The organism is Marinobacterium maritimum (genome assembly GCF_039523155.1).
GTDB classification, from domain to species: Bacteria; Pseudomonadota; Gammaproteobacteria; order Pseudomonadales; family Balneatricaceae; genus Marinobacterium; species Marinobacterium maritimum.
Window position 1 is genome coordinate 14,806 of record NZ_BAAAET010000003.1, and the last position, 24,377, is coordinate 39,182.

General features: G+C 59.7%; 23 protein-coding genes. 9 read left to right on the plus strand and 14 right to left on the minus strand.

Features of this window, described 5'->3' with window-relative positions; translation table 11 throughout:
* Positions 1 to 62 precede the first annotated feature (62 nt).
* Entirely contained in the window at positions 63 to 914 is an 852-nt protein-coding gene (cysE, locus tag ABD013_RS11035) for a serine O-acetyltransferase (protein ID WP_343805836.1), read from the minus strand.
* Positions 907 to 1,671: an RNA methyltransferase gene (locus ABD013_RS11040; protein WP_343805838.1), complete on the minus strand. Its 765-nt coding sequence runs from the start codon at positions 1,669 to 1,671 to the stop codon at positions 907 to 909. The genes cysE and ABD013_RS11040 overlap by 8 nt, the downstream gene beginning before the upstream one ends.
* 128 nt (positions 1,672 to 1,799) lie before the next feature.
* Between ABD013_RS11040 and ABD013_RS11045 the strand changes: the two genes are divergently transcribed.
* Complete coding sequence (locus tag ABD013_RS11045; RefSeq protein WP_343805840.1) at positions 1,800 to 2,615, plus strand: inositol monophosphatase family protein; 816 nt, start codon at positions 1,800 to 1,802, stop codon at positions 2,613 to 2,615.
* A gap of 67 nt (positions 2,616 to 2,682) precedes the next feature.
* On the opposite strand, the gene ABD013_RS11050 is transcribed toward ABD013_RS11045, so the two are convergent.
* From ABD013_RS11050 to ABD013_RS11100, 11 genes are all read right to left on the minus strand, one after another.
* Positions 2,683 to 3,978, minus strand: coding sequence for an adenylosuccinate synthase (locus ABD013_RS11050; protein WP_343805842.1), 1,296 nt, complete (start codon positions 3,976 to 3,978; stop codon positions 2,683 to 2,685).
* Positions 3,979 to 4,016: 38 nt separating this feature from the next.
* Entirely contained in the window at positions 4,017 to 5,195 is a 1,179-nt protein-coding gene (locus ABD013_RS11055; RefSeq protein ID WP_343805844.1) for an ATP phosphoribosyltransferase regulatory subunit, read from the minus strand.
* 111 nt (positions 5,196 to 5,306) lie between these two features.
* Positions 5,307 to 6,191, minus strand: coding sequence for a protease modulator HflC (gene hflC / locus ABD013_RS11060; RefSeq protein ID WP_343805846.1), 885 nt, complete (start codon positions 6,189 to 6,191; stop codon positions 5,307 to 5,309).
* Positions 6,191 to 7,396 (minus strand): FtsH protease activity modulator HflK, encoded by a 1,206-nt coding sequence (hflK, locus tag ABD013_RS11065; RefSeq protein ID WP_343805848.1) that lies wholly within the window; start codon positions 7,394 to 7,396, stop codon positions 6,191 to 6,193. Before hflK ends, hflC begins: the two co-directional genes overlap by 1 nt.
* A gap of 70 nt (positions 7,397 to 7,466) precedes the next feature.
* Positions 7,467 to 8,783, minus strand: a complete 1,317-nt coding sequence (hflX, locus tag ABD013_RS11070) for a ribosome rescue GTPase HflX (protein ID WP_343805850.1) — start codon at positions 8,781 to 8,783, stop codon at positions 7,467 to 7,469.
* An 8-nt stretch (positions 8,784 to 8,791) separates the two neighbouring features.
* Positions 8,792 to 9,031 carry an RNA chaperone Hfq gene (hfq, locus tag ABD013_RS11075; RefSeq protein ID WP_209286407.1) on the minus strand — a complete coding sequence of 80 codons (240 nt, stop codon included), beginning with the start codon at positions 9,029 to 9,031 and terminating at the stop codon, positions 8,792 to 8,794.
* A 117-nt stretch (positions 9,032 to 9,148) separates the two neighbouring features.
* Positions 9,149 to 10,096: a tRNA (adenosine(37)-N6)-dimethylallyltransferase MiaA gene (gene miaA, locus ABD013_RS11080; protein WP_343805854.1), complete on the minus strand. Its 948-nt coding sequence runs from the start codon at positions 10,094 to 10,096 to the stop codon at positions 9,149 to 9,151.
* Complete coding sequence (gene mutL, locus ABD013_RS11085; protein ID WP_343805856.1) at positions 10,096 to 11,967, minus strand: DNA mismatch repair endonuclease MutL; 1,872 nt, start codon at positions 11,965 to 11,967, stop codon at positions 10,096 to 10,098. Before mutL ends, miaA begins: the two co-directional genes overlap by 1 nt.
* Positions 11,968 to 11,980: 13 nt before the next feature.
* Entirely contained in the window at positions 11,981 to 13,318 is a 1,338-nt protein-coding gene (locus tag ABD013_RS11090; protein WP_343805858.1) for an N-acetylmuramoyl-L-alanine amidase, read from the minus strand.
* Between the two features lie 8 nt (positions 13,319 to 13,326).
* Positions 13,327 to 13,794, minus strand: coding sequence for a tRNA (adenosine(37)-N6)-threonylcarbamoyltransferase complex ATPase subunit type 1 TsaE (tsaE, locus tag ABD013_RS11095; RefSeq protein WP_343805860.1), 468 nt, complete (start codon positions 13,792 to 13,794; stop codon positions 13,327 to 13,329).
* Positions 13,795 to 13,808: 14 nt separating this feature from the next.
* Positions 13,809 to 15,314, minus strand: a complete 1,506-nt coding sequence (locus tag ABD013_RS11100) for an NAD(P)H-hydrate dehydratase (protein WP_343805862.1) — start codon at positions 15,312 to 15,314, stop codon at positions 13,809 to 13,811.
* A 69-nt stretch (positions 15,315 to 15,383) separates the two neighbouring features.
* Between ABD013_RS11100 and queG the strand changes: the two genes are divergently transcribed.
* Positions 15,384 to 16,514 (plus strand): tRNA epoxyqueuosine(34) reductase QueG, encoded by a 1,131-nt coding sequence (gene queG, locus ABD013_RS11105; RefSeq protein ID WP_343805864.1) that lies wholly within the window; start codon positions 15,384 to 15,386, stop codon positions 16,512 to 16,514.
* Between the two features lie 166 nt (positions 16,515 to 16,680).
* Here the strand turns inward: queG and orn are convergent, their stop codons facing one another.
* Complete coding sequence (gene orn / locus ABD013_RS11110) at positions 16,681 to 17,223, minus strand: oligoribonuclease (RefSeq protein ID WP_343805866.1); 543 nt, start codon at positions 17,221 to 17,223, stop codon at positions 16,681 to 16,683.
* Positions 17,224 to 17,320: 97 nt separating this feature from the next.
* Here orn and rsgA point away from each other — a divergent pair, with 97 nt between their 5' ends.
* From rsgA to ABD013_RS11145, 7 genes are all read left to right on the plus strand, one after another.
* On the plus strand, positions 17,321 to 18,346 hold the full coding sequence (gene rsgA / locus ABD013_RS11115) for a small ribosomal subunit biogenesis GTPase RsgA (RefSeq protein ID WP_343805867.1): 1,026 nt from the start codon (positions 17,321 to 17,323) through the stop codon (positions 18,344 to 18,346).
* Positions 18,347 to 18,349: 3 nt separating this feature from the next.
* The gene (locus tag ABD013_RS11120; RefSeq protein ID WP_343805869.1) at positions 18,350 to 19,987 is read left to right on the plus strand and encodes an HDOD domain-containing protein; all 1,638 of its coding nucleotides are present in this window, start codon (positions 18,350 to 18,352) and stop codon (positions 19,985 to 19,987) included.
* A gap of 66 nt (positions 19,988 to 20,053) precedes the next feature.
* The gene (locus ABD013_RS11125; RefSeq protein ID WP_343805871.1) at positions 20,054 to 20,872 is read left to right on the plus strand and encodes a sulfurtransferase; all 819 of its coding nucleotides are present in this window, start codon (positions 20,054 to 20,056) and stop codon (positions 20,870 to 20,872) included.
* A 27-nt stretch (positions 20,873 to 20,899) separates the two neighbouring features.
* Positions 20,900 to 21,760, plus strand: a complete 861-nt coding sequence (asd, locus tag ABD013_RS11130) for an archaetidylserine decarboxylase (protein ID WP_343805873.1) — start codon at positions 20,900 to 20,902, stop codon at positions 21,758 to 21,760.
* Positions 21,761 to 21,877: 117 nt separating this feature from the next.
* Positions 21,878 to 22,876, plus strand: coding sequence for a CAF17-like 4Fe-4S cluster assembly/insertion protein YgfZ (gene ygfZ / locus ABD013_RS11135; RefSeq protein WP_343805875.1), 999 nt, complete (start codon positions 21,878 to 21,880; stop codon positions 22,874 to 22,876).
* 192 nt (positions 22,877 to 23,068) lie between these two features.
* Positions 23,069 to 23,743, plus strand: a complete 675-nt coding sequence (locus tag ABD013_RS11140) for a hypothetical protein (protein ID WP_343805877.1) — start codon at positions 23,069 to 23,071, stop codon at positions 23,741 to 23,743.
* Positions 23,744 to 23,762: 19 nt separating this feature from the next.
* Positions 23,763 to 24,314 (plus strand): FlgO family outer membrane protein, encoded by a 552-nt coding sequence (locus ABD013_RS11145; protein ID WP_343805879.1) that lies wholly within the window; start codon positions 23,763 to 23,765, stop codon positions 24,312 to 24,314.
* The last annotated feature ends 63 nt before the right edge of the window (positions 24,315 to 24,377 follow it).

The following is a 24,377-nucleotide window of genomic DNA, read 5'->3' on the forward strand; positions in this document are numbered from 1 at the left end:
ATTCCTCATACTCACGCTTTACAGCATGGGCCCATTATGCGATTCCCTACTATTTTAGTCAACTATTTAACCGACTCGTTCTGTCGGCCTTTCTGATCATCGCTCGACGCTCCCCCAGCCTCCGACTCGGTGGACGGCATGCCACTAACGTCATCCACGGCCGCTTCAAAATCTTCCGACTTCAACTCAGGCAGCTGCTCATCACAGTAGCCCGGCTTGAGCTCGCACAGCGCCTTACCCATGGTATCGACCTTGTGATCCATCGCCTGCATATGATCAAGCAGGCAACGGATCGCATGTGCCACCGGATCGGAAACCTCGCGCGTGACCGCATAAGCATCAAAACCTACCTTGTCAGCCATCTGGCGACGCTTCAGCTCTTCCGGCGTCTCCTCTTCCGGGTGACGCTTGATGATCCGACCCGGAATTCCCACCACAGTGGCCTCCTCAGGCACATCACGCGTCACCACGGCATTGGAACCGACACGCGCGCCAGCACCAATGGTGATCGGCCCCAACACTTTGGCCCCGGCACCACAGACCACGTTATTGCCCAGTGTCGGATGACGCTTGCCCTTGTTCCAGGTGGTGCCGCCCAGCGTCACGCCGTGATACAGGGTCACATCATCACCGATCTCGGCAGTTTCCCCGATCACCACACCCATACCGTGGTCAATAAAGAAACGCCGCCCAATGGTCGCGCCCGGATGGATCTCGATACCCGTCAGCCAGCGGGCGATATTGGAAATGATGCGTGCCAGCCATTTGAAATCACGCCGCCAAAGCGCATTAGCCATGCGATGAAACCAGATGGCATGCAGACCCGGGTAAGCCGTCAGCACCTCAAACGCATTGCGGGCGGCTGGATCACGATGGAAGACCGAGCGTATATCTTCGCGTATCTGCTTAAACATCTTCTTTATCACCTTCTGTCGATGGCGCTTCCACTTTGCGCTCAACCGCCTTCAGAATGCCGCGCAACACGTTGACTTCAACCTTGTCCGGCACGGCACGCTGCAGCAGCCTGCGCAGACGCGGCATCAACTGACGCGGGTTGTCAGGATCAAGGAAATCGATTTTAACCAGCGTACGCTCCAGATGCTCGAACATCAGCTCAAGTTCACGCTGCTCAGCCAGTTCGATATCCCAATCAGTCCCCCACTGCGGCTTCGCCAACGGATGCTGAGCCAGCTCCGCCATGCGCAGTTCGTATGTAATCACCTGTACCGCCGCCGCAATGTTGAGCGAACTGAAGCTTTCCACCGCCGGGATATGCACATGATGGTGACAGCGCTGCAGCTCTTCATTGGTCAAGCCCCGGTCTTCACGACCAAACAGGATCGCGACTTTAGCCTTACCCTTCAACGGCGCCGCGATCGCGGCCAGTTCACGCGGATCGACCAGCGGCCAGGGAATGTGCCGCTCACGGGCACTGGTACCAAATACCAGTTCGCAGTCAGCGATGGCATCGTCGATGGAATCCACGACAGTGGCGGACTCCAGCAAATCCGTTGCGCCCGAGGCACGCGCATCGGCATCCGGGTGCGGAAACAGCTTGGGACTCACCAGACAGAGATCTTTCAGCCCCATGTTTTTCATGGCACGTGCCACCCCCCCGATATTGCCGGGGTGCGTCGTGTTCACCAGTACAATACGAATATGGTCAGACATGGAGTTACGCCGTTAAAAGCCGAACATTCTAACAGAACATGATTGAGTTGCAGACCACCTGTTCAGCGTAGCGCCTGTCTGAGCTACAATAGACCTTTGCCAACCCTGAAAACTGGACACCTACACTGATGCAACCAATGGTTAATATTGCCCTGCGCGCGGCCCGGCTCGCAGGCGAACAGATCTCGCGCGCTCTCGAACGCCTGGATCTGATCAAATCTGAACAGGCCGATGTCGCTGAGTTCATCAGTGAGCTCTGCCAACAGGCTGAACGCACCATCGCCACCACCATCCAGAAGGCCTATCCTCAGCATAGCCTGATTGGAGAATACAGCGGCCAGCACGCACCGATCGGTGAAGGCCCTGGTCAGTGCGAATGGCACATCAGCCCGATCGACAGCCTGACCAACTTCTCCAACGCCCTGCCGATGTTTGCTCTGAGCATCACTGGCTACATCCATGGCAAGGCGGAACACTGCGTGGTGCTCAACCCCGTTTTCGGTGAAGAGTTTACCGCCAGCCGCGGCAAGGGCGCCCAGCTCAACGGCAAGCGCTTGCGCGTCAGCAACCGCACTTCGCTGGAAGGCGCCATCATCGGCACCGGTTACCATGCCCGCCGTAGCGACAAGCCCTGGATGGAATCCCACGCGCGCATGATGCAGGAAGTGATGCAGGCGGGCGCCACGCTGCACAACAGCGGTTCACCGGTTCTGAGCCTGGCCTATACCGCTGCAGGCCGCCTCGACGGTTTCTACCAGATCGGCCTGAGCCAGACCGAACTGTCTGCCGGCCTGCTGCTGATCCGTGAAGCCGGCGGCCTGGTAGGCGACTTTTCCGGTGGCAACAAGTACAGCGATCACGGCAACCTGGTTGCCGGCAACACCAAGGTACTCAAGGCCCTGCTGCGCACCCTGCATCCGGCAACCGCCGAAGCGCTGCGCTAATCAGCCCTGCTTCAGATACAAAAAAACCGCATCCTGGGATGCGGTTTTTTTTCATCCATCCGAAGCCTTAGACTTCGAACGGGTGGCGCAGCACGATGGTTTCGTTGCGATCAGGGCCAGTCGAGATAATATCGATCGGCGCCTCAATCAACTGCTCCAGGCGAGTGATGTACGCACGAGCATTGGTCGGCAGCTCTTCCAGGCTCTTCACACCCACAGTTGACTCGGTCCAGCCCGGCAACTGCTCGTAAACCGGCTCAACCACTTCGTAGTCTTCACTGCCGTTCAGGGACATGACAACATTGCCTGCCGCATCCTTGTAGCCGGTACAGATATTGATCTGCTCCAGGCCATCCAGCACATCCAGCTTGGTCAGACAGATACCGGAAACAGAGTTGATCTGAATCGCATGCTTGAGCGCAACGGCATCGAACCAGCCACAGCGACGCGCACGACCGGTGGTAGAACCGAATTCGTGACCACGCTCAGCCAGACGCTGACCCACATCACAGTGCAGCTCGGTCGGGAAAGGACCACCACCAACACGCGTGGTGTAAGCCTTGGTGATACCCAGGATGTAATCCAGGTACAGCGGACCAAAACCACTACCGGTTGAAGTACCACCAGCCGTGGTGTTGGAAGAGGTCACATACGGATAGGTACCGTGGTCGATATCCAGCAGAGAACCCTGAGCACCTTCAAACATGATGCTGGCACCCTGCTTGCGCAGCTCATGCAGCTTGGCGGTTACGTCGGTGATCATCGGCACCAGCGTTTTCGCCATTTCCATGCAGCTGTCATAGGTCTGCTGGAAATCAACCGGATCTACCTTGTAGTAGTTCTGCAGTACGAAGTTATGGTACTCCAGCACTTCCTTCAGCTTGGTCGCGAAGCGCTCAGGATGAGCCATATCGCCCAGACGCAGGCCACGACGCGCCACCTTGTCTTCGTAAGCCGGACCGATACCACGACCGGTAGTACCGATCTTGGCATTGCCGCGCGCCAGTTCACGCGCCTGATCCAACGCCACGTGGTACGACAGGATCAGCGGGCATGCCGGGCTCAGCTGCAGACGCTCGCGCACGGGAACACCACGCGCTTCCAGCCCTGCAACCTCTTTCAGCAGCGCTTCCGGCGACAGCACCACGCCGTTGCCGATCAGGCAGAGCACATTCTGACGCAGGATGCCGGACGGAATCAGGTGAAGAACGGTTTTTTCACCATCAATTACCAGTGTATGCCCTGCATTGTGCCCGCCCTGGAAGCGAACGACGGCAGCGACCTGCTCGGTCAACAGATCTACGATCTTACCCTTGCCTTCATCACCCCATTGGGTGCCCAGAACAACGACGTTTTTACCCATTGCTGTCTCGATTACTCTTAATTATCAAAAAGTTGCGATCAAAGATCGACCAAAACCCATTCACCGCCCTCAGCCTTCAACTGCTGAGAGTAGCGGTTGTCACAATCCGTTTCGCCTTCCAGCCGCTGAACCACGCGCTTTCCAGCCTGACGCAGCTTGGCAATCGCGGATTGCAGGTCTTCAGCCTCTCCCGCAGGTGCCAGAATCACGCCTTCCGCCTGCTCAGCCAGCTGGCCGGACAGGTCCATCAAAGTCTTGAGATCTGCACTGAAGCCAGTCGCCGGACGCGCACGCCCGAAATCACGCCCGATATTGTCATAGCGACCACCCTTGGCCAGCGCCTGACCAAAGCTCGGGGTGTAGGCGGCAAACACAATACCGGTGTGATAGTGGTAGCCGCGCAGCTCACTGAGATCGAAATAGGTATTCGCCGACGGGAAGCGCGCCGTAATACGCACCGCCAGATCCGCCAGGTAATCCACAGCCTTCATCAGCTCCGCATCCGCCGCAAACAGCCGACGTGCTCTGTCCAGTATAGCCGCACCACCATTAAGACGTGGCAGTTCCTGCAGCCAGCCAGACAGAGGCTCTGCCAGATCAAGCTCGGAGACAAAGCGACCAATTTCCGGCAGCGCCTTGCGCTGCAGCATATCCTGATAGTCAGCCTGCTGCTGGCCGCTCAGGCCTGCCATCTGCATCAGACGACTGAACACACCGACATGCCCCAGATCCAGGCTGACCGGCGTTTTCAGGCCCACCTCATCCAGAGTCGCCAGCATCAGCGAGATGACTTCTACATCACTGTCCGGACCGGCATGACCATAAAGCTCGGCACCCAATTGCAGCGGGTTACGAGAGGCCAGCATATTTTCGGCATGACTGTGCAATACCGAACCGCAGTAGCACAGACGGCTGGCACCTTCGGTACGCAAACGGTGGGCATCGATACGCGCCACCTGAGGTGTCATGTCGGCACGCACCCCCAGGGTATGGCCGCTCATGCGGTCGGTGACCTTGAACGTATTGAGATCGAGGTCGTGGCCGACACCGGTCAGCAGGGACTCCAGATGCTCCGCGATCGGCGGCATTACCAGCTCGTACCCCCAGCGATGGTAGAGGTCGAGCACCTTACGGCGCATCAGTTCAACCTGCCGCGCCTGCGGCGGCAGCAGCTCCATTATTCCGTCGGGCAGCAACCAGCGATCTGCCAAGGCCATGCGTTACTCCGCTGTCATCAGGTGGTCTGAATCACAAAAAAACCGGGCACAGACCCGGTTGCTTAACTATATCATGAAACCGGGCGCCAAAGGCACCCGGTTTTCGTTGCACTATTGGGTAACAGAGGTACCGGTTGCGCTATTGAGATAGCGGAAGAATTCGCTCTTCGGATCCAGCACGAACATGTCACCGCCTCCAGAGAAGGACTCCCGGTACGCATTCAGGCTGCGATAGAAGGCGTAAAACTCCGGATCACGCTGGAAGGCTTCGGCATAAATGGCGGCCGCCTGAGCATCACCCTCACCACGCACAGTCTCTGCCTCACGGAAAGCATCCGCCAGGATAACCGTACGCTGGCGATCCGCGTCGGCACGAATACCTTCCGCCAATTCCTTACCACGAGCGCGCAGCTCACGTGCCAGTCGCAGACGCTCGGTGCGCATACGCTCGTATACAGATGAGGAGACTTCCTGCGGCAGGTCTATACGCTTGACGCGCACATCGATCACCTCGACACCCAGCTCAGACTGAGCCAGATCACTCAGGGCACGAATGACATCGCCCATCACCTCTTCACGAGCACCGGACACCACCTCAGTCAGCGTACGCTCACCAAACTGGTTACGCAGGCTGGTTTCGACACGGGTCGACAGCAGGTCAGCCGCGCGGAACTCATCACCCGAAGTCGCAGTGTAGTACTTCTCGACATTATCGATGCGCCACTTGATGAAGGAGTCAACGATCAGACGCTTCTTCTCCAGAGTCAGGAACGCCTGAGGACGTGCATCCAGCGACATGATCCGGCCTTCGAACTTGCGCACGGTGTTAACAAACGGAATCTTGAAATGCAGACCCGGCTTGATATCGGCTTCAACCACCTCACCGAAGCGCAACTTGATCGCCCGCTCCGTCTCCTTGACGATATAGACCGACTTGGAACCGATCATCACTACCAGCAGCAGCGCAATCAGACCAAACATGGATGTAGGCTTCATTAGCGTCCCTCCCTCAGGCCGGAAGAAGTGGTCTGTGTACGCTGACGCGTTTCTTCCAGCACCTGGTCGGTGATCTGGCGCATGGTGTTTTCGTCGAGACGAACAGCTCGACCAGAGGAATCACGCGCCGGCTGCTTTTCAGCCAGACGATCCAGCGGCAGGTACATCATGTTATTGCTACCCTCGACATCAACCATCACCTTGCCGGTGTTGGCCAGTACTTCCTGCAGGGTATCGATATAGAGGCGTTCACGTGTCACGTCAGGCGCCTTCTGGTATTCGGTCAACAGCGCCTTGAAGCGACTCGCCTCACCGGTCGCCTTCGCCACTACCTCTTCACGGTAGGCACTGGCCTCCTCAGTCAAGCGCTGCGCACGACCACGAGCTTCCGGCACGACACCGTTGGCATACGTCTCGGCTTCGTTCTTGGCCCGCTGCTCATCCTCACGCGCCTTGATTACGTCATCGAACGCATCCTGCACCTGGCGTGGCGCCTGAGCGTTCTTGATGTTGACCTTGGAAATGCTCAGACCCGTGGTGTAGTTCTCCATATAACGCTGCAGCCGTGCCTGCACCTGCAGGGCAAGAGTGTCACGCCCCTCGGTCAGAATGCTGTGCATCTCGGAAGTACCCACCACATGACGCAGCGCCGACTCGGAAGACTGCGCCAGGCTATCACCCGGATCACGCACCTTGAGCGCAAACTGCATCGGGTCGGACACCACATACTGCACGGTCATGTCTACATCGACAATGTTTTCGTCAGCGGTCAGCATCAGCGAACGGTGGTCATAGGTACGAATACGGGTCGTATTGACCTTGACGACGTCGTCAACCAAAGGCGGATTCCACTGCAGACCCGGCTGCACGGTGTCATGGTACTTGCCCAGGCGCAGCACGATGCCACGCTCCTGCTGATCCACGGTATAAAAGCCCATGCCAGCCCAGAACAACGCTGCCAGCACGACCAGCACAACGAAGAAGCCGCTGCTGCTGCCCTTGCCGCGACCGTCGCCGCCACCAAAGCCTCCGCGCTTCTTGCCGCCCCCAAAGATACCACCGAGACGATCCTGCAGTTTGCGCATCGCTTCATCGAGATCAGGCGGCCCCTGATCATTACCACCGCCACGCTTGCCGCGGTTATCGCCACCGCCACTCCAGGGGTCATGGTTATTGCCATTCCCGCCAGGCTCATTCCAGGCCATAGTGCTCTCCGTTATAAACCGCTTGATTAACTGTTTTGATTATTCGCAATTATTGCCTTAACCGCGCTGCCTAATCGACCACTTCAGGCAGATATTGTTCCGGGCGGATGTATTGATCCTGCCGAATCCCCAGACGACTCAAAATACGCCTGAAATCCTTCATCTGCAGACGCACTTCCAGCATCATCTCACCCTGCTCATCAACCTCTTCACGCACCACCGCCCCCTGAGCATACAGCTGGGCACGCAGATTACCCTCGCTCGGCGCCAGCTTCAGTTGATCGTGGAACATCTCCTCGCCGAGACGCTCACTGATCACATCAAGCAGTAGCTCGACACCTTCACCGCTGACCGCTGAGACCCAGACTCGCCAAGGCACACCATTTTCATCCCGGTCCACCCGGGGCTCGGCACCCTCGATGCGATCGATCTTGTTGTATACCTGAAGTACGGGCACTTCACCGGCACCGATCTCTTCCAGCACCAATTCAACCTGCTCGATATGACCCAGTCGCTCCTCATCGTAGCAATCGATCACGTGCAGCAACAGACTGGCCTCGGTGGTTTCCTGCAGCGTAGCACGAAAGGCCTCAACCAGCTTGTGCGGCAGATGACGAATAAAACCTACGGTATCCGCCAGGATCGCCGAACCCACATCCGCCAACTCGATCTTGCGCAACGTCGGGTCCAGGGTCGCGAACAACTGGTCCGCCGCATAAACGTCAGCGGTGGTCAGGCGATTGAACAGTGTGGATTTGCCGGCGTTGGTATAGCCCACCAGCGACACCGTCGGCACTTCGGCGCGCTTGCGCGCACGACGCCCCTGGTCTCGCTGCTTGCGAACCTTTTCCAGCCGCTTGAGAATGGATTTGATGCGGGCACGCAGCAGTCGACGGTCGGTTTCCAGCTGTGTTTCACCGGGACCACGCAGGCCAATACCACCTTTTTGACGCTCAAGGTGGGTCCAGCCACGCACCAGTCGAGTCGACATATGCTCGAGCTGAGCCAGCTCCACCTGCAGTTTACCCTCGTGGGTGCGGGCTCGCTGGGCGAAGATGTCCAGAATCAGGCCGGTGCGATCCAGCACGCGACATTGCAGTTCGCGCTCCAGGTTACGCTCCTGCGCCGGGCTCAGTGCATGGTTGAAAATCACCAACTCAGCTTCATGCTCACGCACCAGCTCAGCCAACTCTTCAACCTTGCCCTTGCCCAAAAAGAACTTGGGACTGGGGTCGGCACGGGTACCGGTCAGAAATTCGACCGGGTCGGCTCCCGCCGACAGCGCCAACTCTTCTAGTTCTCGTGGATTCTCGCGATCGGCCTCACTGGCCAGGTCTATATGGACGAGGATCGCGCGCTCGCCTGACTCGGGACGTTCGAAAAACAATTAATACCTCATTCAGCAGGCTTGTCGTCGGCCACAGGCAGCTTGACCGGACGGGCAGGCACTACTGTAGAAATTGCGTGCTTGTACACCATCTGGCTGACAGTGTTTTTCAACAGAATGACAAACTGATCAAAGGATTCGATCTGCCCCTGAAGTTTGATACCGTTGACCAGGAAGATCGACACAGGAACACGTTCCTTGCGCAGAACATTAAGATAAGGGTCTTGTAGTGATTGCCCTTTTGACATTGCAAACTCCTTCCAGAATGGAAATCAATTTATAGTGTAGTTGTGTATTCGGATTAAGCTGACTCGGCATCATACCGCTGCATGAACAGAGTTTGCGCGCGATCATACCCGAATTCATTATATAACGGCAGGGTCTGACAGTTTCAAGGCATCGGAAACTAAATTCGACGTCCCTGTTTCCAGCCAGTGAACCCCTTGCCAGCCGCGTAGCCAGGTCAATTGACGCTTGGCCAGTTGCCGCGTAGCGACAATCCCCTTGTGCCGCATGGTGTCCCGGTCATATTCATCGCTGAACCAGGACCACATCTGGCGATAGCCGACACACCGAATCGACGGCATCCCCGCATGCAGATCACCGCGTTCCCAGAGTCCACGCACCTCCTCCTCGAAGCCGGATCTGAGCATGATGTCGAAACGCTGCTCGATCCGTTCATGCAGCAGTGACCGCTCAGCTGGCGCCAGCGCGATGGGAATGATATCGAATGGCAGATCCGCGTCCGCCTGTTCACGCCAGTGCTGACTGATCGGCTTGCCGGTCAGTTGCACCACCTCCAGTGCGCGCTGCAGCCGCTGGGCATCAGTGGGCCTGAGGCGCTCTGCGCCTTCGGGGTCCAGCTCGGCCAGGCGCGCATGGATCGCCGGCCAGCCCTTTTCGGCGGCCTCCGCTTCGATGCGAGCACGCAGCTCCGGGTCAGCTTCCGGCAACTGAGCCAGCCCTTGCTGCAGGGCATTGAAATAAAGCATGGTGCCGCCCACCAGCACGGGGATACGCCCACCCTGCTGGATTTCAGCAATTTGCACCAGCGCATCGGCGCGAAACTGAGCTGCGGAATAGGCTTCTGTCGGATCCAGAATATCGACCAGACGGTGTGGATAGGCCGCCAGCTCATCCGGCGTCGGCTTGGCCGTGCCGATATCCATGCCACGGTAGATCATCGCCGAGTCAACGCTGATCAGCTCACAGGGCAGGTGATCGCACAGGCGCATCGCCAGGTCGGTCTTGCCGGACGCGGTCGGTCCCATCACGAAAATCACTTTGGGCTTGTTGTTCGCCGCAGGCTGCATCACTGTCCCCGTAAAAAAAGTTTGTCCAGCTGCGCCAGTGACAGCTGCGTCCAGGTTGGACGTCCATGGTTGCACTGGCCACTGCGTTCGGTCTGTTCCATGTCGCGCAGCAGGCCGTTCATCTCGGGCACCGTCAACTGGCGATTGGCACGCACAGCGCCGTGACAGGCCATGGTAGCCAGCAGCTCGTTCAAGTGTGCCTGAATTCGGTCACTGGTGCCGTACTGCAGCATGTCACCCAGCACATCACGCACCAGCTGTTCCACGTTGGTCTTGGCCAGCGCCACCGGCACTTCGCGAATCACCAGTGATTCTTCCGCCATCCGCTCCAACCGGAAGCCCAGCCGGTGAAACTCCTCCGGGCACTCCTCGGCAAGATCACCCTCGCGCGCACTGACCGCCAGATTAACCGGCACCAGCAGCGGCTGGCTGCGGACACGATCCTGTTCGAAAGCGACTTTCATCCGCTCATAGACGATACGCTCATGGGCGGCGTGCATGTCCACCAGCACCATACCCTCGGCGTTCTGCGCCAGAATATAGATACCGTGCAGCTGCGCCAGCGCATAGCCCAGCGGCGGTACTTCCTGCTGCCCATCGGTGTGGGACTGGACACCAGCCATCTGAGGCGGGGTCACACCCGCCGGTTGATGCAGGGCCGCATAGCCCTGCATCTGTTCCTGCACCTGACGCGCGCCACCGCTGTTGCCGAAGCCCAGCCCCATGGGACGCTGGCGCAACGCGGACAGGTCCGCTACCGGACGAGATGACGCATCCGCCTGTGGATAACTCGGCTCGGGCTGTGCCAGTTCCGACTGCATCGGCAGCTCGGGCGCACCCTGTACCGGCGCCACATCCTGCGGCCGCAGATCAGCGATCACCCGGTAGAGGGTACGGAAGACAAAGTCATGCACCAGCCGACTCTCGCGGAAGCGCACCTCATGCTTGGTCGGGTGCACGTTGACATCGACCAGCGCCGGATCCAGCTCCAGATAAAGCACGTAGGCCGGATGGCGGCCGTGAAAGAGCACATCCTGATAGGCCTGGCGCACCGCATGAGTGACCACCTTGTCGCGGATAACCCGGCCGTTAACGAAGAAATACTGCTGATCGGCCTGAGCACGAGAGAAGGTCGGCAACCCCATCCAGCCCCACAGGCGCAGCCCCGAAGCTTCGGCCACCACATCCAGCGCCACCGACTCGCTGACGAAGCCCTTGCCCAGCAGCTGGGCAAGGCGCTGCTCTCGCGCCTGCTCACTGCTCGCCGGGCGCAGCTGATGAATCATTTTACCGTTATGACGCAAGTTGAAACCGACATCGTAACAGCTCAACGCCAGTCGCTTGACCACCTCTTCCAGATGGCGAAACTCGGTCTTTTCGGTCTTGAGAAACTTGCGTCGGGCCGGGGTATTGAAGAACAGATCCCTTACTTCCACCGTGGTACCCGCCGGATGAGCCGCCGGCACCACGTCAGCGGCCATATCACGCCCCTGTGCCGAGACCGCCCAGGCATTGTCCTGTTCGCCCGGACGGGAGGTCAGTGTCAGACGTGAAACGGAGCTGATACTGGCCAGCGCCTCACCTCGAAACCCCAGACTGCCCACCGCTTCAAGATCTTCCAGCGCGGTGATCTTCGAGGTGGCGTGACGACTCAGCGCCAGCGGCAGATCGGCCTTATCGATGCCACGGCCGTTGTCACGCAGGCGGATCAGTTTGACACCCCCCTGCTCGGTATCCAGCTCGATACGGTCAGCACCTGAGTCGAGGCTGTTTTCCAGCAGCTCCTTGACCACCGAGGCGGGTCGCTCGACAACCTCGCCAGCCGCAATCTGGTTGGCCAGCTGCGGCGATAAAAGATGAATTCGTGACATAAAAACCTGAGGTTTAACCAGCGGGGATGCGCAGTACCTGACCGACACGAATACGATCACTACTGAGCTTGTTGGCGCTGCGCAACTGCTGCAGGGAAACCCCGTTGCGTTGTGCAATCACGGACAGAGTATCACCGGATACCACCTTGTACATCCGTTCACCACCGACCGGTGCCTTGCCGGACTGCTTCTGCCAAGCGATATAGGTCGCCGCCGGAGGCTTTTCCCAGAAATGATCGACGATGCCCCGATAGATCGCCTCTGCCATCTGCTTCTGATAGCTGGCGGTACGCAACTTGCGCGCTTCACCCGGGTTGGAGATAAAACCGGTCTCGACCAGAATCGACGGGATATCCGGTGACTTGAGCACCACGAAGCCAGCCTGCTCCACATGTTTCTTGTGCATGCGGGCGAAGCGATCCATGTTGCCGTGAATACGCGAGGCGATCTGGTGGCTGTCCTTGCGGCTGGCATTCATCGACATGTCCAGCAGCACACTGGCCAACACATCATCCTTATCATCCAGACTCAGACTGCCGACGCCACCGATCAAGTCAGCGCTGTTTTCCCGTTTTGCCAACCAGCGGCCCATCTCGGAGCTGGCACCACGCCCGGAAAGCACCCAAACAGACGCCCCTCGGGCACGCGCATCCTTGAAGGCATCCGCATGAATGGACACAAAGAGATCGGCATTACTTTTGCGCGCCTTGCCGGTGCGCCCACGTAAACTGATGTAGTAGTCACCGGTACGAGTCAGCACGGCGCGATAGCCCTGGCGTGAATCGATCATGGCCTTGAGTTTTTTGGCGATCGCCAGCACTACGTCTTTCTCACGCACGCCACCCGGCCCTATGGCGCCCGGGTCCTCACCACCATGACCAGCATCGATCATCACCACGATGTCGCGCTTGCCACTTTGTCCCGGCACAGGCACCACGGTTTTGGTCACCACCGCCTGCTCGCGCATCTCCAGGTCAACCACCAGGCGGTGGCCATACTGGTCGTTGGGCTTGAGATCGAAGCTCTTCGGACGCACGCCGTCCTTCAGGTCCAACACGATCCTGAGGCCATCACCACGCTGACTGTGCCGAATGGTTTCAACCGGGCTTTTTTCCAGCCCAAGCTTGTCCAGTGAAGCCTTGAGACTCACCTTATCGATATCGATCACAACCCGGTCGGGGTTCGACAGGGTAAACAGCTTGTGTTCCACCGGCCCTGACAGATCAAACACCAGGCGGGTGTTATCCGGCGCCAGCCAGGCACGCACGTTACGCACCTCCTCGGCCGCCTGCAGCAGGGTTGCCGTCAGACAGAACAGCACAAGGGTTAGCAGTTGCCCGAGTCTCTTCATCAGCACATTCACGTCTGGTTGCTTGTCTTATTGAGTATATCGACCATCCGTTGCCCTTTTTGAGTTTTTGCCGTCAGCTCCAGCTCCCGCCCCGGCCCCGACAGGGACAGGCGGATCTCCAGATCCGGCTGCGGCAGTATGCCTGCGCCCTTCTCCGGCCACTCCACCAGACAGAGAGCATCATCGCTGAAGTAATCGCGGATGCCGAGGTATTCCAGCTCCTCGGGGTCAGAGAGGCGATATAGATCAAAGTGATACACCGCCCCTGCTGGGGTGTCATAGGGCTCAACCAGGGTATAGGTCGGACTCTTGACCGAACCGGTATGGCCACAGCCGCGCAACACACCTCGGCTCAAGGTGGTTTTGCCCATCCCCAGATCACCAAGCAGAAAAACCACACCGCCGGCATCAATCGCCTGTGCCAGCTGGCCGCCAAATTCGGCCATCGCCTGCTCATCGGGGAGGTAGCATTTCATTGAGCTGTCTTCCTTCATTCAATACCACTGAGAACTCGGCGCACCCGGGCGATCAGATCGGTAGCCAGCAGGCCTCGTTCACCCTGATCGGCGGCACAGAGGTCAGCTGCACGTGCATGGGCATATACCCCCGCCCTGGCCGCATCTACCGCACTCAAACGTTGCGCCCGCAAGGCGCCAATGATACCGGAGAGCACATCCCCCATGCCACCGCAGGCCATGCCCGGGTTGCCGGCGTTACACAGGTGCATGGCATCACCATCAAAACTGAGACTGCCCGCGCCCTTGAGCACAACGGTGCCGCCAAAGCGCGCCTGCAGTTCACGTACTGCCCCGAAACGATCCTGCTGCACGTCGCTGGTTTCACGGCCCAGCAGCCGCGCCGCCTCGCCCGGGTGTGGTGTCAGCACCCAGTCATGTGCGCCCAGGCCATTATGCTGCCGACGCTGCAACAAGTTGAGCGCATCGGCATCCAGCACCAGCGGCAGGCCCGAGTTCAGTGCCTGCTGCAACAGCTGGTCCGCCCAGGCGCTCTGTCCAAGCCCCGGACCGACAACCAGCACATCGGGGCGTTCCAGCAGCGGCTGAATATCCTGTCCCGAATTTACTCCAGCCACCATCACTTCCGGCGCACGCGTCAGGGCCGCTGTCACATGTTCGGGACGGGTTGCAAGCGACACCAGGCCAGCACCACTGCGTGCCGCCGCCTCTGCCGCCATCAGTGCGGCGCCCCCCATACCGTGATCGCCACCGATCACCATCACGTGGCCGAACAATCCCTTGTGCGATGAGCGCCTGCGTGGTGGCAACAGCTTGGCCAGATCATCGCTATCGGTACGAAAGGCGCTCAGCGAAACCTCTTCATAGACCTCGTCCGGTAACATCAGGCTGTCAAACATCACCTGACCACAGTAATCGACCCCCTCATGGGTCAACAGCCCCTGCTTGAGGGCTATAAAGGTAACCGTCAGCTCGGCGCGGACGGCCACGCCCAGCACGCGGCCGGTATCGCTGCACAGCCCCGAAGGGATATCCACCGCCAACACCGGGCGGTGCGAGCGGTTGAACTGCCGGATCAGATCCGCCGCATCCCCCCGCACAGGGCCGGTCAAACCCGTGCCCAGCAGCGCATCAACCAGCACCTCGCCCTGCAGCTCCACGCCCGGCTGCCAGCGCTGCAGTTCTACGCCGACCGCCTGCGCCCATTGCCACGCCGCGAGAGCTTCGCCAGACAGGCGACTTTCGAAGTCGTCGCTGACCACCAGCACCTGCACGTCAATACCCTGCTGTTTGGCCAGTCCCGCGATAATCAGGCCATCGCCACCGTTATTGCCACCACCACAGGCCACCGTCAGCCGGCGAGCCGAGGGCCAGTGCGCCATCAGCTCGACGAAGGCGGCATGCCCCGCGCGCTGCATCAACCGGAATCCGGGAATGCCAAACTGTTCGATGGCGGTACGGTCCAGGGCGCGACTCTGTTCAGCCGTGTATAATGCTCCCGGCAGCTCTGCTCTGCTCATGATGGCTTTCTCCTTTCTTATCAGTTCATTATAGAGGATGGACTGACCAGGACACACCCGGTTCCCGCTATGTCACAGCTCAGCACAGAACAGCTCGATCGACTTGCCCAGGCCCTCAAGCGGCAGGCACAGGCATTGGGGTTTGCCGACTGTGCCATCACCCTGCCTGACACCCACCAGGAGGCCGCAGAGCTGCAGCACTGGCTGGACCAGGGCTATCAGGGCAGCATGGACTACCTGAATCAAAACGTCGACAAGCGGCTGGATCCGACGCTGTTGGTGCCTGGCACGCGCCGCATCATCATGCTGAGGATGGATTACCTGCCCGCCGAGACGCCGATTACCGGCATTCTGCGCGACCCGGACAAGGCATACGTGGCCCGCTACACGCTGGGGCGCGATTACCACAAACTGATGCGCAAGCGGCTGAAGCAGCTGGGGCAATGGCTCGACAACCAGGTTGAAGCGGTTGAGGTACGCTTCCGCCCCTTCGTCGACAGTGCCCCGGTTCTGGAGCGACCGCTGGCACGCAATGCAGGGCTGGGCTGGATCGGCAAGCACACCCTGCTGCTCAACCGCCAGGCAGGCTCCTGGTTTTTGCTCGGCGAGCTGTTTATCGACCTGCCGCTACCGATCGATCCGCCGGAAACCGAGTCCCACTGCGGCCGCTGCTCCGCCTGTATCGATATCTGTCCCACACAAGCCTTTCCACAGCCAGGCGTGCTCGATGCCCGCCGCTGCATTTCCTATCTGACCATCGAATATCGCGGCAGCATTCCACTGGAGCTGCGACCGCTGATGGGCAATCGTATTTTCGGCTGTGATGACTGCCAGCTGATCTGCCCCTGGAACCGCTTCGCCAAACGCAGCGACGAGCCGGATTTTCAGCCGCGCCACAATCTGGATCAGGTTGAACTGTTGGATCTCTTTGAGTGGGACGAAGCCAGCTTCCTCAAGCGCACCGAAGGCTCGGCCATCCGTCGCACCGGTTATGAAGGCTGGCAACGCAATCTGGCGGTGGCGCTGGGCAACAGCCGGGGAGGCGAGCAGGTGCTGGCCGCCCTGCGCGCCCGCCGAGCAACGAGCAGCGAGCTGGTGCAGGAGCATATTGACTGGGCGCTGGCACGATTAAGCGCAGGTGAAGGACCTTCCCCTCTGCCGATCCTTGACCATCCCGGCGCCCGGCGCCTGCCTGAATAACAGGATCAGCGGGGTGTTGAAAAGCGTAATCGAGATAGCCGAGACAAGCGGATCGCCGCCCGGGAAAAAACAGGCTCAAAAAGCGGAGTTTAGTGGACCTAAATGAGCATTTTGAGCCTGCTTTTAACGCTGTACTCGGCAACGCAGATAGATTTTCAACATCCCGCTACAGGCGGAAGAAATGGCGGCGATAGTGACGCAGCTCTTCGATCGATTCGCGGATATCGTCCAGCGCCAGGTGATTGGCCTCCTTCTTGAATCCTTCCAGCGCCGCCGGCTTCCAGCGCTTGGCCAGTTCTTTGATGGTGCTGACATCCAGGTTGCGATAGTGGAAGAACGCCTCCAGCTCGGGCATGTAGCGCCACAGGAAGCGGCGGTCCTGACCGATGCTGTTACCGCACATCGGTGATGCGCCCTGTTCGCTATGCTCCCGCAGGAAGGCCAGCAGAGTCTGCTCCGCCTCCGCTTCGCTGATGGTGCTGCTGCGCACCCGGTCGGTCAGCCCGGACTGGCCATGGGTACGGGTACACCACTCATCCATGCGGGAGAGCACCGTATCCGGCTGATGCACCGCAATCACCGGCCCTTCGGCGATGAGGTTCAGATCCGGATCGGTCACGATCGCGGCCATCTCGATGATACGATCGGTGTCCGGATTCAGCCCGGTCATCTCCAGATCGATCCAGATCAGGTTATCCTTGAGTGCCATGCACCTTTTCTCCCCTGGCAAAACTGTCAATTTAACTCGGATTCGAATACCTTAGCACGTCAATGACAGTAGCAGTGAGCGAGTGATACCGGCCGGTATGGGAAAACGCAAAGTCAACCGGCGCCAGGCCTGGCGCATCAACAAGATTCAGGAAGAACGCGCAGCCCGCGCCAACAAACGTGACAGCCTGATCGAGGAGCAGCTGGAAGGGGGCGACCTCGGCCCCGAACAGCAGGGCCTGATCATCTCCCACTTTGGCCGCCAGGTTGATGTGGAAGTCCTTGAAGGCGAACACAAGGGTGATATCCAGCGCTGCCATATGCGTACCCATCTGGGACAGCTGGTGACCGGCGACCGGGTGATATGGCGTCGTTCCGCCGACAGCGGCGTGGTCGTCGCAGCGCTGGACCGCCACAGCGAGCTGCTGCGCCCGAACAACCACGGCGAACTCAAACCGGTAGCGGCCAATATCGATTACATCGTGATTGTTATTGCCGTCGAGCCCTACGCCCACGCCAACCTGATCGACCGTTACCTGGTCGCTGCCGAAGCCAGTGGCATCGAACCGGTACTGCTGCTCAACAAGGCTGACCTGCTCAACGACGAGAATCGCCAGCGCCTGGAGCCGCTGCTGGAGCAGTACCGTCAACTGGGCTACCGCACGCTGCTGGCTTCGACCGAGACCAGCCATGGTCTGGACGAGCTCAAGGCCATGCTGGCCGATCATATCAGCGTGTTCGTCGGCCAGTCCGGCGTCGGCAAGTCCTCACTGGTCAACAGCCTGCTGCCCGGCACGGATATCAAGACCGGCACCCTGTCCGAGCAGAGCCGCAAGGGACGTCACACCACGACCACCGCGCGCCTGTTCCATTTCCCTGATGGCGGCGACCTGATCGATTCCCCGGGGATTCGCGAGTTCGCCCTCTGGCACATGACCGAAGAGCAGGTTCTGGACGGTTTCCGCGAACTGGCCGCCCTGCGCGGACACTGCCGCTTCCGCGATTGCCGCCATGAACTGGAGCCGGGGTGCGCCTTCCTGGAAGCGCTGGAGGACGGCCGTATCAGTGAACAGCGTTTCAACAGTTATCAACAGATCCTGAACTCGATGCAGGACAGCCGCTGACCGATGACACAGAGCCAGCCGACGCCCCATCTTTACGGTCTTGAAGCCTGGGCCGATTATCTCGAGCCCAAGGCCCTGCCTGTTCGCGCCAGCATTCTGGTCCGTTTTCGTCGTTTGCTGGCCAATGAGCGCAGTACGTTGCAGCAATTGACCCGACTGGTCAGTTCCGACCCGGTTCTCAGTCTGCATGTCACCCGAATGGCGCAGCAGCTGCATCAGGGCAAGCACACCTCGGTCACCAGCCTTCAGCACGCGGTCAGCTGCATTGGTCTGGAGCGGTTCAAGCAACTGGCGGAGCAACTGACCAGCCTCAAGGTCAACCCGGCCAGCATGCAGCAGAAAATGTATTTCCGCGCCATCGCCGACAGCCTGCACGCCTCGTTTCAGAGTGCTGAACTCTGCCGTCAGCGCGGCCTTCCGTTCGTCGAGGAGGTCCGACTGGCCTCCCTGCTCTACGGTTTCATCCACTGGCTGGCCTGGCTCTACGCGCCCCTTCACAAGCAGCACTATCAGGAACGGGTACTGCTTCAGGGCGTCGACGTTGCTTTGGCCGAGCAGGATATTTTTGGCTGCACCCTGCAGGCACTGGGCGCCGAGCTGGCGCAACGCTGGGACCTGCCGGAGCTGACAAGGGAAGCGCTGAACCATGCCACTTCCCCCAATCGCAACGACCTGAACCTGCTGCACCGGCGAGCGGTTCAGGACCCCTCACTGGGTCAGCTGGAGCGGCGCAATGTCAATCAACTCACCCAGCAGCGCTTTTTCCCGGTCAAGCTGGGCAACTGGCTGGCGCTGACCACCACGCGCGGCTGGCACAGCGACAAGGCCCTGCACCTGTTCGACATTCTCGCCGACTACCTGAGGCAGACCCCGGATCGCCTGGTGGCCCTGCTGCACCAGCACTGTGCCGAAGCCGCCCGCTGCTATCACGTTGCCGGCACACTGAGTCCGGCCGCCGAACTGATCATGCTGCCCAGCACCAGCCCGGAACCACTGACTGGCCTGATCGCCGGCAAGGAACTCAAGCGCCTGTCCGAGAACAACTACCCACCGCTGCAAGCGCCTGAAACACCTGCTCCCACAGTCGCCGATACTCTGCAAGCACAGCCCGAGATCGAGCCGGTCCTGCAGTATCAAGACAGTAGCCGCTATGAACAGTCGCTGGCGCGGCTCACCGACCCCCAGTATGAATTCAGCAAACCGACCCAGGTCCTGCAGGTCCTGCTGCAGGGACTGCACCAGGGGCTGGGGCTGCAACGACTGGCGCTGCTGTTGGTCAACCGCCCCCAACAGCAAGTGCAATCGGCGCACAGCCTTGGCCTGCCTGCCGGGCACCCACTCAAAAAGATCAAGCTGAGTCTGGAGGTCCCCAGCCTGTTCAGACGGCTGAGCGAGAAACCGGCCGGCATCTGGCTGGATGGACACAACCGGAACAAACTGGGCGCCATGCTCCCGGAAACCTTCACTACCGGACTGGAGGGTGGCGACTATCTGCTGATGTCTGTGTTCCAGCGAGACAACCCGATCGCACTGATCTATGCCGATGACCTGCCCGATCGCTCTCGGTTGTCACAATTCCAGTTCGATCAGTTCCGCCAGCTCTGTGCAGCCGCCACTCAAGCCTTGCGACGGCTGCAGTGACCGCTTTGCGGATAGCCCCGGCTTCGCTATGATCCCCTGACCACAGAACAAGTATCGGATATCACCATGTCGTCTCTACCTCTGGTCATCTCCCCCGAGGAGCTCGCCAACCAGCTGCAGACTCCCGGTTTGCTGATCCTCGACCTGTCCAGCGCCGAACATTATCAGGCAGGCCATATTCCCGGTGCGGTCCATGTCGATCCCAAGCGCCTGCTGCGCGGCGAAGGTCCGGTCCCCAACCTGATCCCGACCCCTGAGCAACTGAGCGAGCTGGTATCCGAACTGGGCCTGACACCGGAGACTCAGGTGGTCGCATACGATGATCAAATGGGGCCCTGGGCCGGGCGTCTGATCTGGACCCTGAATTGCATCGGTCACGAAGCGGCCAGCTTCCTGGATGGCCAGCTGGCCGGCTGGAAAGCGGCTGGTCTGCCGCTGGAGCAGCACCCCAACACACCGGCTACGACCAGGGCTACTATCGAAGATGTTCCCGCTCTGCGCATGACGGCCGAGCAGATCCTCGCAGGCCTGGAGCGTAACGACGTTTGCATCTGGGATGCTCGCTCTGCCGATGAATACAGCGGCACTAAAGTCGTCAATGCGCAACAGGGCGGCCATATCCCGGGGGCTCGCCACCTGGAATGGACCGACCTGCTGCAACCCGGCGACATCCCCTGGCTGAAATCCCGGGAACAACTCGCAGCACTGCTGCTCGAACAGGGTATCGACACGCACAAACGAGTCGTCACTCACTGTCAGACACACCGCCGTTCAGGCCTGACCTATCTGGTGGGCAAGTGGCTGGGCATCGCCCAACTGGCCTGTTACGACGGCTCCTGGTTCGAGTGGGGCAACCGTCCCGACCTGCCGGTCGAAACCGACTGATACCCGATTGAAATAGGTACCCACACGTTGAAAGATTCCCTGTTTATCCTGCTGCAACACCTGTTGCCCCAGCATCTGTTGTCCCGCCTCGTCGGCTGCCTGGCGGAATGCCGTATGCCCTGGGTGAAAAACCTGTTCATCAACTGGTTCCGCAAGCGCTACCAGGTCGACATGAGCCAGGCGCTGGAACCCAACCCTGAAGCCTACGAACACTTCAACGCCTTCTTCACCCGTGCGCTGAAACCGGATGCGCGCCCACTGGACAACAGCGAAGGAGCCATTCTGTCACCGGCCGATGGTGCCATCAGCCAGCTGGGACCGATCGAGCATGGCCGAATCTTCCAGGCCAAGGGGCACAGCTACGCGCTCAGCACCCTGCTGGGTGGCGATCTTGAGCGGGCACAGCCGTTCATCAACGGCAGCTTTGCCACCATCTACCTGTCGCCGCGCGACTACCACCGGGTGCACATGCCGATCAGCGGCACCCTGCGTGAGAGCATCTACATTCCCGGTGACCTTTACTCGGTCAACCAGGTGACCGCTGCCGGTGTGGATAACCTCTTCGCGCGTAACGAACGCCTGGTGGCCATCTTCGACACCGAACTGGGCCCCATGGCGATGGTGCTGGTTGGCGCCATGATTGTGGCCGGTATCGAAACCGTCTGGAACGGCCAGGTAGCACCGCTGCCACGCCAGCCGCTGGTACTGGACCCGGCACCGGGCCAACCTCCAGTTGAACTGGCTGCCGGTGACGAGATGGGCCGCTTCAAGCTGGGTTCTACCGTGATTCTGCTGTTCGGCCCCGAGGTCATGGAGTGGGCCGAACAACTGGGCGCAGGCGACAGCGTGGTGATGGGCCGCAGCATAGGGCAGGCGCGGGCAAGCTAACCCCATGCGCCCCGGGCCATATCCCCGGGGCTAAAACCCTGCATCTGACGGGCTGATAAAGGCCCGTTTATTGTTTAGACTGATTGGCATCTGGTTTTCAATGGAGATCAACCTTTTATGCACGCACTCTGGCACGAATGGCTGCAACAGCCGGGTATTCAGCTGACCGACAATCAGATCAGCCACGCCCCCGCCCATGATTTGTCCACATCGGTCATCCCCCTGACAGACGCCTGCATTCTCTCCGTTTCCGGCCCCGATGCCAGCAAATTCCTGCAGGGACAGCTCACGTGTGATCTGGCCGAGGTCGACCGTCGTGGTTCGCTGCCCGGCGCACACTGCAACATCAAGGGGCACATGCACAGCCTTTATCAGGTGATCCGTGCCGATGAAGCCTGTTACTGGCTGCGCACACGCAGTTCAATGGCGGCAGACGCCCTTGCCCTGCTGAAGAAGTATATTATCTTCTCCAAGGCCGAAGCCGTGCAGGCAGAAAACCTGCTGGGGATAGGGCTGACCGGCCCTGCTGCCCGAGCACTGGCCGAGCGCATTCATAGCACCACCCCCGGTTCAGCACTGGCCCGACACAGCGACAACCTGATCGAGTGCTGGTTTGCCGCAGATCAGCTGGAGCAGGTGATGCAACTGGCAGGCGAGACGGCCGGCCTTGCCGACAGCAACACCTGGGAACTGGCCGCGATCGATGCCGCCATCCCCGACCTTTTCCCGGCTACCCGTGAGGCCTTCATCCCGCAGATGACCAACCTTCAGGTATTCGAGGGCGTCAGCTTTACCAAGGGCTGCTACACCGGGCAGGAGATCGTGACCCGTCTGCAACACCGCGGTCAGCTCAAGCGCCCCATGTACCAGGCCGAGGTCGAGGCTGAAGCGCAGCCGGTTCCGGGCATGAACCTGGCCAGTGGCGACAAGGAGAGTGTGGGCCAGCTGGTCCGCGTGGCCCGCTGCGGTGACAACCGTTACCGGGTGCTGGCGGTGATCATCAAGGACCAGGCCGAACACCAGACCATCCATCTGGCAAATGCTACAGGGCCGGCTTTAGTTCTCGGCAGCCTGCCTTATGTTCTCGATCCGCGACTGTTTGAAAGCAAGCGCTGACAGGGCGGTGAGCAAAGCGCATTTTTATTGATTTTAGTCGTGCGAATGCCCGCTTCGCTCTGCTAGTCTGGTGCCTGCAGAGTGACAGCGGCTGAGGTCGTCGACACCAACTTGTAGTAAAACCGGACTTATTTTCCGAGCAGATTTTGCGCTATCCTCTGCTCTGGACTCACAAACATGAAGGAACACACCATGCTTCGGAAGGTATGCCTCCTGGGCATCGGCAGCACATTGCTTGCAGGATGCTTTGGTACCCACACATCACAAGCACCCATTGCAACTACCTACCCCATTTCGGAACAGCAGAAGATGCAGGCCGCCCATCATTGGGACGTACTGGCCCAGCATCAGGCCGAACTGCTGACCCAGAATGACCTGCTGAAAAACCAGCCACTGTTTATCAGGGGGGCGAAGCAGGCGACGCCTTTCAGCACCGCATTTGACACCCTGCTGACCAGCCAGCTGGTCGCCAAGGGCGCATATGTCAAAACAACGCCGGCACAGGCCGCGCAGGTGAGTTACAAGGTACAGGTTGTCGAGCACAAGGACCGTGGCTACATTCGCGCTCCTGAAGGTGCCATGACGGCGCTGGCCGCCGGCATTGCCGTCGCGACCATCCCATACAACCAGTGGTCTGAACCGGCACTGGCGCTGATCCCGGCCGCGGCTGCCACCGATCTGTTCAGCGGCAGCTGGACCAGCGAAACAGACCAGGAAGTGTTGATCACCACCCAAGTCACTATCGCCGATCAGGTGGTCTACTCCAACTCCAACATCTACTACATCAACCCGGGTGACAACGGTCACTACACGCCTGCTGGCGCTGGGGCCAAGCTGAAGAACGTTTCCGTCAACAGCGAATGGTAACCAGGGGAGATATAGAGTTATGAAGCCTTACCAGAAGTTTCTCACGGCCGGCCTGATGGCCGTTGCCATGCTGGGTGCCAGCGGTTGCAGCAGCACCCAGAAAACGACCTCCTCAATGGCCGCTGAGGTGGATCTGATCCAGGAAGTGAAAAGCGCTTCCAGCCAGCTGATCGCCAACACCAAGGGCCTGAAACTTGGCGCTCCGGTACTGGCCGCTACCTTCGCCGATATTGACGATCTGCAGCAGTCCTCCACGTTCGGCCGCACCCTGTCCGAACAGTTCACCAGCGCCCTGTCCGGCAAGGGCCTGCCGGTGATCGAAGTGAAGATGCGCGACAGCCTGTTCGTCAAGGAACGCACCGGCGAGTTGATCCTGTCCCGCAAGCTGCACAGCCTGATGCAGGCGCATGACGCCCAGGCCGTACTGCTGGGCACCTACGCCATTGGCGGCAGCAATGTCTACGTCAACGTTCGTGTAGTGCGCACCAGCGACAACATCATCCTGGGCTCCCACGACTTCAGCCTGCCGCTGAACCGTGACATCAAGGCGATGCTGCCTCGCAAGCGCTAAGCCCCCCCCGCCCCAGGAACGAGAAAAGCCGGCACATGCCGGCTTTTTAGAGTCTGACAGGGC